At 45.8% G+C, this 11647-nt stretch carries 10 protein-coding genes; all 10 read left to right on the top strand.

The window, feature by feature from the left end; all coding sequences use genetic code 11:
* Nucleotides 1-3: 3 nt before the first annotated feature.
* The 10 genes from TQ33_RS10480 to nuoN are packed head-to-tail and all read left to right on the top strand — an operon-like array spanning nucleotide 4 to nucleotide 11622.
* On the top strand, nucleotides 4-507 hold the full coding sequence (locus tag TQ33_RS10480) for an NADH-quinone oxidoreductase subunit NuoE family protein (protein ID WP_046561993.1): 504 nt from the start codon (nucleotides 4-6) through the stop codon (nucleotides 505-507).
* A 33-nt stretch (nucleotides 508-540) separates the two neighbouring features.
* Nucleotides 541-1824 carry an NADH-quinone oxidoreductase subunit NuoF gene (gene nuoF, locus TQ33_RS10475; protein WP_046561992.1) on the top strand — a complete coding sequence of 428 codons (1284 nt, stop codon included), beginning with the start codon at nucleotides 541-543 and terminating at the stop codon, nucleotides 1822-1824.
* 35 nt (nucleotides 1825-1859) lie between these two features.
* Nucleotides 1860-4094 carry an NADH-quinone oxidoreductase subunit NuoG gene (gene nuoG, locus TQ33_RS10470; protein WP_046561991.1) on the top strand — a complete coding sequence of 745 codons (2235 nt, stop codon included), beginning with the start codon at nucleotides 1860-1862 and terminating at the stop codon, nucleotides 4092-4094.
* Nucleotides 4094-5134, top strand: a complete 1041-nt coding sequence (gene nuoH, locus TQ33_RS10465) for an NADH-quinone oxidoreductase subunit NuoH (RefSeq protein WP_046561990.1) — start codon at nucleotides 4094-4096, stop codon at nucleotides 5132-5134. The genes nuoG and nuoH overlap by 1 nt, the downstream gene beginning before the upstream one ends.
* Nucleotides 5134-5625: an NADH-quinone oxidoreductase subunit NuoI gene (gene nuoI / locus TQ33_RS10460; RefSeq protein WP_046561989.1), complete on the top strand. Its 492-nt coding sequence runs from the start codon at nucleotides 5134-5136 to the stop codon at nucleotides 5623-5625. The genes nuoH and nuoI overlap by 1 nt, the downstream gene beginning before the upstream one ends.
* Nucleotides 5626-5655: 30 nt before the next feature.
* A complete protein-coding gene (locus tag TQ33_RS10455) occupies nucleotides 5656-6336 on the top strand; it encodes an NADH-quinone oxidoreductase subunit J (RefSeq protein ID WP_046561988.1) in 681 nt (226 codons plus the stop codon).
* Nucleotides 6333-6635, top strand: a complete 303-nt coding sequence (nuoK, locus tag TQ33_RS10450; protein WP_046561987.1) for an NADH-quinone oxidoreductase subunit NuoK — start codon at nucleotides 6333-6335, stop codon at nucleotides 6633-6635. Before TQ33_RS10455 ends, nuoK begins: the two co-directional genes overlap by 4 nt.
* Nucleotides 6635-8653 carry an NADH-quinone oxidoreductase subunit L gene (gene nuoL / locus TQ33_RS10445; protein ID WP_046561986.1) on the top strand — a complete coding sequence of 673 codons (2019 nt, stop codon included), beginning with the start codon at nucleotides 6635-6637 and terminating at the stop codon, nucleotides 8651-8653. The genes nuoK and nuoL overlap by 1 nt, the downstream gene beginning before the upstream one ends.
* Nucleotides 8654-8678: 25 nt before the next feature.
* Nucleotides 8679-10190 carry an NADH-quinone oxidoreductase subunit M gene (locus TQ33_RS10440; protein WP_046561985.1) on the top strand — a complete coding sequence of 504 codons (1512 nt, stop codon included), beginning with the start codon at nucleotides 8679-8681 and terminating at the stop codon, nucleotides 10188-10190.
* 1 nt (nucleotide 10191) lies between these two features.
* Nucleotides 10192-11622, top strand: a complete 1431-nt coding sequence (gene nuoN, locus TQ33_RS10435) for an NADH-quinone oxidoreductase subunit NuoN (RefSeq protein ID WP_144405976.1) — start codon at nucleotides 10192-10194, stop codon at nucleotides 11620-11622.
* The last annotated feature ends 25 nt before the right edge of the window (nucleotides 11623-11647 follow it).

Genomic DNA, 11647 nt, shown 5'->3' with positions numbered 1-11647 from the left:
CTCATGACTGATGCAAACACAACAACATTAGAAGGCATACTCAGTGCTGATGGCCTAGAGAAAGTGGAAAAATGGGTCAGCAAGTATCCAGTAGAGAGAAAGCGTGCGGCTATTATTCCGATTATGAGTATCGTGCAAGAAGAACATGGTTACCTTACACAAGAATTAATGGATGCCGTCGCTGATTATTTGAGTTGCCCTAAAATTGCAGCGTACGAAGTTGCCAGTTTTTATTCGATGTTCCGTTTAAAAAAGGCGGGTAAGTATGTTATTTCTTTATGCACCAATGTGTCATGCATGTTGGCTGGCAGTGGCGACATAAAAAAATGGTTTAAAGATGAGCTCGGTATCAGCCCGGGAGAAACCACGGAAGATGGCACCTTCACCTTGAAAGAAGTAGAGTGTATGGCAGCTTGTGGTGGCGCGCCGATGTTAGAGGTGGACAAACAGTACCATGAAAATTTGGATATCGATAAGGTGGCAAACCTTATTCGTGAGTTAAAGTGAGTTCATGATTAAGAGTGCGGAGCTGAAGTAAGCATGGCAAATGAAGTTTGCTTTAGAACATTAGAGCTAGACAAACCTTGGACACTGGCGACTTATAAGTCGGCAGGTGGCTATGCTATGTGGCGTAAAATTTTAGCTGAGCAAACGCCGCCAGAAGAGATTATTGAAGAACTCAAACTTTCCGCGCTTCGCGGCCGTGGTGGTGCGGGATTCCCTACGGGGCTAAAGTGGAGCTTTATGCCTAAGCATGCGCCCGGTCAAAAGTACGTTGTTTGTAACTCTGATGAAGGCGAGCCAGGGACTTTTAAAGATCGCGACATCCTGCGTTATAACCCACATCAACTCATTGAAGGCATGGCTATTGCTGGTTATGTTACGGGTGCTACGGTCGGTTATAACTACATGCGTGGTGAGTTTTACGAACCGATTGAGCGCTTTGAAGAAGCGCTGCAAGAGGCTTATGACGCAGGCTTATTAGGGAAAAATATTTTGCAGTCAGGGGTGGACTTTGATTTGCATAGCCATATTGGGGCCGGTGCTTACATTTGTGGCGAGGAAACAGCCCTTTTGGAATCGTTAGAAGGTAAAAAAGGGCAGCCCCGTTTCAAGCCGCCATTCCCTGCAAATTACGGTTTATTCGGCCGACCAACCAACGTGAACAACACCGAGAGCTACGCATCCGTTCCTATTATTTTAGAAAAAGGCGGCCAGTGGTTCTTAGATTTGGGTAAGGAAAACAATGGAGGCACTAAAATTTTCTCTGTTTCCGGTCACGTTAATAAACCGGGTAATTATGAAATAGGACTGGGAACGCCGTTCAAAGATTTGCTCGAAATGGCGGGCGGTATGAAGGACGGTAAAAAATTGAAAGCAGTTATTCCTGGAGGCTCAAGCGCGCCAGTGTTGCCGGCTGATGTGATGATGGATATTACCATGGATTACGATGCGCTGGGTAAGGCGGGTTCCATGCTTGGCTCGGGTGCTGTCATCATCATGGATGAAGATACTGACATGGTTGAAGTGTTAGGACGTATTGCACATTTTTATTATGAAGAATCTTGTGGTCAGTGTACGCCGTGCCGTGAAGGCACTGGTTGGATGTCGCGCATGATTGCTCGTATAGCGCGTGGTGAAGGTCAGATTACTGATTTAGATAAGCTGGATGAAATCGCAGGCAACATTATGGGGCGTACTATTTGTGCGCTAGGCGATGCGGCTGCGATGCCAGTACAAAGTTTTATAAAGTATTTTAAAGACGAGTTTGTGGCGAAGATTGAACAAGCTCAAGCAGGCAAAAAAGCTCGAAAAGCGAGTTAAATAGCCTACAACGATAACGAGGACGTAAACAGCCAATGGTTTCAATCGAAATTGATGGTAAAAAAATAGAAGCCGAACAAGGGTCTATGATTATTGAAGTGGCGGATGCGCACGGCATCACCATTCCTCGTTTTTGTTATCACAAAAAATTATCCATCGCTGCCAATTGCCGGATGTGTTTGGTTGAAGTTGATGGCGTTAAAAAACCGTTACCGGCCTGCGCAACACCGATTTCTGACGGTATGGTGGTGAAAACTCAGTCGGATTTTGCGCAGCAGTCGCAAAAATCGGTCATGGAGTTTTTATTAATCAACCACCCTCTCGATTGCCCTATCTGCGATCAGGGAGGCGAGTGCGAATTACAAGATGTGGCGCTTGAGTATGGTAATGATGTTTCGAGGTTTACTGAAAAGAAACGCGCGGTGCTGGATGAAGACTTAGGGCCATTGATCGAAACCGAAATGACCCGCTGTATTCATTGCACACGGTGTGTGCGTTTCGGTCGTGAAGTTGCAGGTATTCGAGAGCTTGGTGCTGTGGGTCGTGGCGAACATATGGAAATCAGTACCTTTATCGAACAGTCAGTGGATTCTGAAGTCTCCGGTAATATTATTGATTTGTGTCCTGTGGGCGCTTTAACTGCGAAGCCGTCGCGCTACCAGGCCCGCGCATGGGAAATGGCGCAGCGTGACTCGGTATCGCCCCACGATTGTATTGGCGCGAATTTGCACGTACACACGTTACGCAATCGGGTTATTCGCGTCGTTCCCAAAGAAAATGAGGCCGTCAATGAGGTGTGGTTGGCTGATCGGGATCGTTATTCCTATGAAGCGCTTGAAGAAAGCGAGCGCTTACTAAAGCCAATGCTGAAGCATAATGGCGAATGGAAAGAAGTTGATTGGGAAACGGCGCTAGAACGAACAGCAAGCAAGCTTAATATGATGGTGCAAACCGATGGTTCTGAACAGATTGCCGCTATCGCCCACCCCAGTTCGACTACGGAAGAAATGTATTTATTGCAAAAAGTTATGCGAGGATTGGGCTCGAACAATATTGATCATCGTTTAAGAGTCAGTGATTTTGCGTGGCAGAAATTTGAGCCGTTGCACCCTGAGTTAGGCGTCGATTTGTCGGACTTGGAAAATTTAGATGCCTGTTTGCTCATTGGCGCCAACTTACGTAAAGAGCAGCCACTGGCCTCGTTACGAGCAAGGAAAGCAACTCGTTACGGCAATATCGCTTCCATCGGCTTATATCCGCTGTATCACAATTTTGATATTGATCATGAGATCATAACCGACGCTGAGACGTGGCTTGGTCAACTGGCGGGAATAACCAAGTACTTGTATCAAAACCAAGGCGACAGCGATAAAGAGCAGTGGGCTGATGCGATGGATCTTGAAGGGCTTGAGACGTTACTGGAACCCATCACCATTCGTGATGAACACCGTAACATCGCTGAAATGCTTTTAAAGGGTGAGAAATCCAGCATCATCCTAGGCGCGAGCGCTTTAGAATTTAGTTACGCTGGCCATATTCGTTTATTAGCCAAGGCGATCGCCAACTTGTCCGGCTCGTCATATGGCTTCTTCCCACATGGTGGCAATAGCGTTGGCGCATACCTTGCAGGCTCGATTCCACATCGAGGGCCGGCTGGGGCTGATGTGGAACAAGATGGTCAGCACATAAAAGATTTATTCGAGCAGGGCAAAAAAGGCTACGTTTTATTAAAAACAGAGCCAGGAAAAGAGTCAGTGATTGCGGACAAAGCAAGAGAGAGCTTGGAACAGGCTGACTTTGTAGTTTCAATGACTTGTCATGCTGATGATGAGGCGTTTGAGTATGCTGACGTTATATTACCAGTCGCAAGCTTTTTAGAAACATCAGGCTCATACGTTAACGTGAATGGTTTATGGCAAGATTTCGCCGCGGCGGTTAGTGCGCCAGGCGAAGCGAAACCTGCGTGGAAAGTGCTTCGAGTCCTTGGTAACCTATTGAATCTAAAGAATTTTGACTATGTTTCGGCTGAAGATGTGCGCAAAGAAGTGAAAGGCCGTTTGAGTGCCGTCGGTGATCGAATTAAACCCAAGTGGCAATGTCCTGAAACTTTGCCCCGCGATGGATTCGCACCGCGCCCAGTTAATATGTACCAGATCGATGGCTGGTTACGCCGTTCGCCCTCATTGCAGGATACTGCTCTGGCTAAAGGTCAAGAAATATTGAAGCGACCTCGCTTGAGCCCTTTCCATAATATTGTGGGAGGCGTTTGATGCTAGATATCATCATCGACTTCTTCATTATTGGAACTAAGATCGGCCTGATCTTGCTACCACTAATTCTAGCCGTAGCCTACACCACGTATGCCGAGCGTAAAATTATTGGTTACATGCAGATGCGAGTGGGGCCAAACCGAGTAGGGCCAAAAGGTTGGTTGCAGCCTATCGCGGATGTCATCAAATTATTAATGAAAGAAGTGGTGGTGCCGTCGGGCGCGAATAAAGGATTATTTTTATTAGCCCCCATTTTATTTATTGCGCCATCATTTGCAGCATGGGCGGTGATTCCGTTTGATGCGGAGTTGGTCTTAGCCAATAGTGATGTCGGTTTGCTGTATATTTTGGCGATGACGTCGATTGCGGTGTATGGCGTGATTATCGCGGGCTGGGCCTCAAATTCTAAATATGCCTTGATAGGTTCACTGCGTTCTGCATCGCAAATTATTTCTTATGAAATTGCCATGGGTTTTGCGTTGGTCGGTGTCTTGATGGCTTCCGGTAGCATGAACCTTGGTCAGATTGTCCAGGGGCAAGAAGGCGGTTTTTGGCACTGGTATTGGATCCCATTATTACCGCTATTAGTGATTTATTGGATCTCCGGTGTGGCGGAAACCAACCGCGCACCTTTTGACTTACCTGAAGGTGAGTCTGAAATTGTGGCAGGCTTTCATGTCGAATATGCGGGCATTTCGTTCGCGCTATTCTTTTTAGCTGAATACGCCAACATGATTTTAATTTCGGTATTAACCGCGCTGTTTTTCTTTGGCGGTTGGCTCAATCCTTTCCAAGGAATTCCTTTTGTTGAAGGTATTACAGACTGGGTGCCTGGTATGGCCTGGTTATTACTTAAAGCAGGGTTCTTTTTATTCTTAATGATCTGGTTGAGAGCGACATTTCCGCGTTACCGATATGATCAAATCATGCGCCTCGGCTGGAAAGTCTTTATACCAGTGACGGTGGTTTGGCTGATGATCTTAACCTTTATGATCAAAGCTGGCGTCGGTCCGTGGTTTAGTGGAAGAGGTGTTTTCTGATGTCGAAATTAAAACACTTTTTCAGAAGTTACACTCTTAAAGACTTACTGACGGGCCTGCGGATTACAGGAAAACACCTGTGGCGTCGTAAAGTAACAGTGCAGTTTCCAGAAGAGCAAACGCCACAGTCTCCGCGCTTCCGTGGTTTGCATGCGTTGCGCCGCTACCCGAATGGCGAGGAACGATGTATCGGCTGTAAGCTGTGTGAAGCGGTTTGTCCAGCTGCAGCAATTACAATTGATGCAGGCCCAAGACAAAGTGATGGCACTCGTCGCACAACCCGTTATGAAATTGATATGTTTAAGTGCATCTACTGTGGCTTTTGTGAAGAGTCATGCCCAGTAGACTCGATTGTAGAGACTCGGGTGATGGACTATCACTTCGAACAACGTGGCGATAATATTTTAACCAAAGCGCAGTTATTGGCGATTGGTGATAAATACGAAGATCAAATTGCTGAGGATAGAGAGCAAGATGCGAAATATCGATAATCACAGCATTGATGCAAGTAAGGGGAACCGATGACCGTTGAGTCTCTTGTCTTTTACTTATTTGCGAGCCTGACTGTACTGGGCGCGGTAGGCGTTATTACGGTGCGCAATGCGGTGCAAGCTGTTCTTTGTTTAGTGCTAACTTTTTTTTCGGCAGCCGTATTATGGATGCTGTTAGAGGCGGAGTTTCTAGCGGTTACCCTGGTCTTGGTTTACGTTGGGGCTGTGATGGTGCTGTTTTTATTCGTCGTCATGATGCTGGACGTCGACTACGCCAGTTTGAAATCAGGCTTCACTCGATACTTACCATTAGGAATACTCGTGGCTCTGGCGTTATTCGGTGCTATTTATTGGGTAATACGCAGCGAAGTTTTAGGTGACATGCCAGAACCGGCTAAACACAGTGCGGAATACAGCAATGTGTCGGTGCTTGGCAAGTTACTTTATACCGAGTACTTCTATGCCTTTGAAGTGGCTGGTGTGATTTTACTTGTGGCCATTGTGGCTGCCATTAGCTTGACCTTCCGTGGGCGCCGCGATCGTCGAGGACAAAGCGTTCCTGTGCAACATCAGGCCAGTAGAGAAGAGCGTTTACGTGTGGTGAGTATGGAGTCTGGGCCAAGACAAGACGCGCATTTACGCAAAGAAACTGACGTTAAGTCCAAACGTAAACGCAAAACCAAAACCAAGAAAAAAGGAGATGAGGCATGAGCTTGACCCACTATTTAGTCGTTAGTGCTTTGCTGTTCTCCATCAGTGTGGTTGGCATCATCATTAATCGCAAAAATGTTATTACGCTACTGATGTGTATTGAGTTGATGTTATTAGCGGTAAATACCAACTTTATTGCTTTCTCGCGTTACCTGAATGATGACGTAGGGCAAGTTTTCGTCTTCTTTATATTGACAGTGGCTGCTGCTGAAGCTGCAATTGGTTTAGCGATTTTAGTCGTGCTCTTTAGAACCAACAAAAAAATTGATGTTGCCGAGCTGAAGGAGTTAAAAGGCTAATGACCATCCAAGCCCAATTATTAATCGCTGTGTTAGCGCCTTTAGTCGGCGCTATTTTGGCAGGCTTATTGGGCCAGAAGCTGGGCAAGGTGACGACACATCGCTTAACCATCATCGGTGTCTTAGTGTCATTTCTGTTTTCAGCAAAGTGGTTCTTTAGCTTTTTATGGGGGAATGCGACAGCCGTTGATGTCACGGTTTATGAGTGGGCGAGTTTTGGTGACGTCACTATCCAAATAGGATTCCTACTCGATAGCTTAACCTCTATCATGATGCTGGTGGTCACCTTTGTTAGTTTAATGGTGCATATATACTCCATCGGATATATGCACGACGACAAAGGCTATCAACGCTTCTTCAGCTACATTTCGTTATTTACATTCTCAATGCTGATGTTGGTGATGTCGAATAACTTTTTACAGTTATTCTTTGGCTGGGAAGCGGTAGGTGTCGTCTCTTATTTATTGATTGGTTTCTGGTACCAAAAAGACACCGCAATTTTTGCCAACATGAAAGCTTTTTTGGTTAATCGTGTTGGTGACTTCGGATTCTTATTAGGTATCGGCGCTATTTTCCTACTATTTGGTACTTTTGATTATGCGCCAATTTTTAACACAATGGAGCAGGCTGAAGAGTTAGTCTCATTAGAAAGTCAGCAACAAGTTAACGCGCTGGCTTTAGTCGGACTTGATCACAACTTTGCCGTTTGGGGAGGGTTGCAGTGGTCAGCCATAAGCTTTATCTGTATTTGTTTGTTTATCGGTGCTATGGGCAAATCTGCGCAAGTTCCGTTGCATGTTTGGTTACCTGATTCTATGGAAGGCCCGACGCCGATCTCTGCACTGATTCACGCGGCAACAATGGTCACGGCGGGTGTCTTTATGGTCGCTCGGATGTCGCCTTTGTTTGAGTTCTCAGAAACAGCGTTGGCGATGGTGACTTTAATTGGCGCTATTACTGCATTGTTTATGGGGCTGGTTGCGATTGTGCAGAACGATATAAAGCGGATTATTGCCTATTCGACTCTGTCGCAGCTCGGCTATATGGTGGTGGCGCTAGGTGTGTCAGCTTACTCGGCTGCCGTTTTCCATTTATTCACACACGCCTTTTTTAAAGCTTTACTGTTTCTTGGCGCTGGCTCGGTTATTGTGGCGCTGCATCATGAGCAAGATATCCGCAAAATGGGCGGCCTGTATAAAAAATTACCCATTACCTATTGGTGTACTTTGATCGGAACCTTAGCATTAATTGGCACGCCGCTATTTTCGGGCTTTTATTCAAAAGACACCATTATTTCAGCAGTAAGTGCCGCCGAAGGTGGCTTTAGTGGCTTTGCCTACTTCGCGGTGTTGGCAGGCGTGTTAGTGACCGCGATATACAGTATCCGCCTGTTGTTAATGGTATTTCATGGCAAAACACGCATGCAGCCAGAGCAGTTCCATAGTTTAACTGAATCGCCACGCGTGATTACTTGGCCGCTAATTGCTTTGGCTATACCGTCAGTTCTAGCTGGATTTGTGTTCGCCAAAGATGTCGTTTTCCGTTCATTCTTCAATGATTCGATCACTGTGCTAGATCAACATGATGTACTGGCATCAGTTGAAGAGCATTTTAGCGACGCAATTAGTTTTGCCATACATGGCTTGATGAGCCCAGTATTCCTGATGTTAGTTGCGGGAGTCGTTATCGCTATTGTGGTTTACGGTTGGGCGCCACGCTTTATTACCATGTGGGCTCTGTTCCTGAAGCCTCTTAAAAAATTGTTAGAGAAAAAGTATTTCTTTGACGAGGTTAATCAAAAAGTTTTTGCCCAAGGCAGTCATTGGTTAGGACAAGTCTTTTGGCGCTATGGCGATAAAGCGATTATCGACGAAGGTATTATTGATGGCGGTTCCAATGCACTTAAAACTATCGCCTTGAAAGTGCGTAAGTTACAAACCGGTTATTTGTATCATTATGCGTTATTCATGCTAATAGGCTTGGTTGCTTTTTTAGCATGGCTACTGTTTAGAGGGTAAAGCGCGGGATGGATAATAAAAGATTATGTTAGAGCAGTTGCCCGTTTTAAGTTTAATGATTTGGATTCCGTTATTGAGCGGGATACTGGTGTTATTAAGCCCTGGCGATAGGATGCTGGTTTGGAGCCAGCGCTTCGGTGTGGCTGTGTCACTACTGGTGTTGGCCTTAAGCTTTTGGCTTTTGATTGCGTTTGATAGCGCGACCGCTAACTTCCAGTTTGCTGAACAAGAGGAGTGGATCCCTTCTCTGAATATCGGTTATGAACTAGGTGTGGATGGTATTTCCTTACCGCTGGTAGTGCTAACAAGCTTGATAAACTTATTGGTGTTATTTGGCTCAACAGCCTCGATAAAGTTTCGTCAGCCCCAGTTTGTTGCAGCCGTATTATTGTTAACCGGAGCAATGAACGGTGTCTTTTTAGCCCAGGATAGCATTCTCTTTTATGTGTTCTGGGAAGCCATGTTGATACCGATGTTCTTAATGATTGGAATTTGGGGTGGCCCGAATCGTATCTACGCCACCATTAAGTTTTTCCTGTATACCTTTTTCGGCTCAATATTCATGCTGGTCGCTCTTATTTATATGGGGCGAGAGGCTGGCGACTTTTCTATACGAGCGATGCAGGATATGCCGTTAAGCAGTAATGAACAAAACTGGATATTCTGGGCATTTCTGATCGCTTTTGCGGTTAAAATTCCGATGGTCCCGGTTCACACTTGGCTTCCAGACGCACACGTTGAAGCGCCAACGGGAGGCTCTGTCATCTTAGCCGCCATCATGTTGAAAATGGGTGGCTATGGTTTCTTACGCTTTAGTTTGCCGATTACGCCGGATGCGTCCGCTGCTTATGCTAATCTGCTGATTGTCTTATCACTATTGGCGATTGTGTACATTGGTTTTGTGGCTTTAGCGCAAAAGGATATGAAAAAGCTGATTGCCTATTCGTCGATTGCCCACATGGGTTTTGTCACTTTGGGTACCTTCGTCATTCTGCAGTTAACCAATGTGGATACGCAATCCATGGCGCTACAAGGGGCGATGGTGCAAATGATTTCGCATGGCCTTGTCTCAGGGGCGCTATTCTTCTCCATTGGCGTTCTTTATGACCGTTTGCATACCCGTGAAATCAGTGAGTATGGTGGGGTGGTCAACAGCATGCCGGTTTTTGCGACCCTACTCATGTTGTTTATATTTGCTAATGCGGGTTTACCAGGAACGTCAGGCTTTGTGGGGGAGTTCTTCGTGATTATTTCATCGTTCCAGGCTGACTGGAGAATTGCTCTATTTGCAGGATTGACCTTAGTGCTGGGGGCTGCTTATAGCTTGTGGTTCTACAAGCGAGTGATTCTAGGTAAAGCAGCCAACGACAAAGTTGAGCGCTTGGATGATATTAATCTAAGAGAAAAGACGGTCTTAATCATTTTGGCCGTACTGGTTATTGCTTTGGGCGTGTATCCACAGTTCCTGATTAATATCATGCAGCCGAGTATTGAGCAGTTACTGCAATTCACTAGCACCAGTAAGTTAGGAGGTTAAGGTGACTCATAATTTAATTCATCTGCTTCCTGAAATGTTCCTGCTGACCGCAGCTTGCATCATATTGTTGATCGATGTGTTTTCAAAAGACTTAGACCGCAACTTGACCTATCGGTTAACGCAGCTGGCTTTAGTTGGTACGGCCATTATTTGTATGGTGCAGTTTCCAGATGTTCAATACCATTTATACGATAGGCACTTTATTCTTGACCCGATGGCTGGGATTATCAAAATCAGTGTCATCGTATTGGCGATGCTGGCTCTATTGTTTGCCCGTCCATACATATTGCCGAGGCGGATCTTGAGAGGCGAGTATTACTTATTACACCTTTTTGCCGTGCTTGGCATGATGGTGATGGTTAGTGGTGGCAGTTTACTCACGCTTTATCTGGGCTTGGAGCTCTTATCGTTATCACTGTACGCCTTAGTAGCCATGCAGCGTCACTCATATCAATCTGCTGAAGCGGCGGTTAAATACTTTGTTATGGGCGCTATAGCGAGTGGTTTCTTGCTGTACGGCATGTCGTTAGTTTACGGCGTGACTCAGGAAGTCCACCTAACCGATATTGCCGCTTATATTGCGAATAACGAGTCGAGCTTAACGTTACGCTTTGGTTTGGTCTTTATGGTGGTGGCGATAGCCTTTAAGTTTGGTGCGGTCCCTTTTCAAATGTGGGTACCGGATGTATACGATGGTGCCCCAACATCAGCGACCGCCTTTATATCTTCAGCGCCTAAGGTCGCAGCCTTTGGTCTAGCCATTCGTATCTTTGGCTATGGGTTTGTCGGTGTGGTGGTAGACTGGCAGAGTTTATTGATTATACTCGCCTGCTTGTCGATGCTGGTGGGTAACCTTGTTGCTCTGGCGCAAACCAATATCAAGCGCTTATTGGCCTATTCAGCCATCGCGCATATTGGTTACTTCTTATTGGGCATACTGACTGGCACGGCAGAGGGTTTTTCAGCATCTTTCTTCTATATACTCACTTACGCCATCATGTCTTTGGGTGGTTTTGGCTGTCTGATTTATTTAGGAAAAGGCATTGACGATGTTAAAAATATCGATGAACTAAAAGGCTTAGGACGGAAGAACCCTTGGGGCGGCTTGTTGATCAGCGTGTTATTCCTGTCGATGGCGGGCTTGCCACCCTTTGTTGGCTTCTGGGCCAAGTTAGAAGTCTTTTTGGCGGTGTTAAACTCAGGTTTCGTGTGGTTGGCTATCTTTGCTGCAGTAATTTCCATTCTGGGGCTGTTTTATTACCTCAAAGTCGTTAAGGTCATTTTCTTTGATGAGCCAGAGTCAGAGCAAAAATTAATTGCCACCAGAGGTTTGCGACTGGGCTTGGGTTTAACTAGTCTAACCGTTGTTGGGCTCGGTATTTTCCCGAGTAAATTGATGGAGCTCTGTGAGCAAGCGTTCCAGTATTTGTAGCGTTTGAATATTTATTGAATTTATT

It is taken from the genome of Kangiella geojedonensis (assembly GCF_000981765.1).
Lineage (GTDB): Bacteria > Pseudomonadota > Gammaproteobacteria > Enterobacterales > Kangiellaceae > Kangiella > Kangiella geojedonensis.
This window is presented reverse-complemented; position numbering and strand designations above follow the sequence as displayed.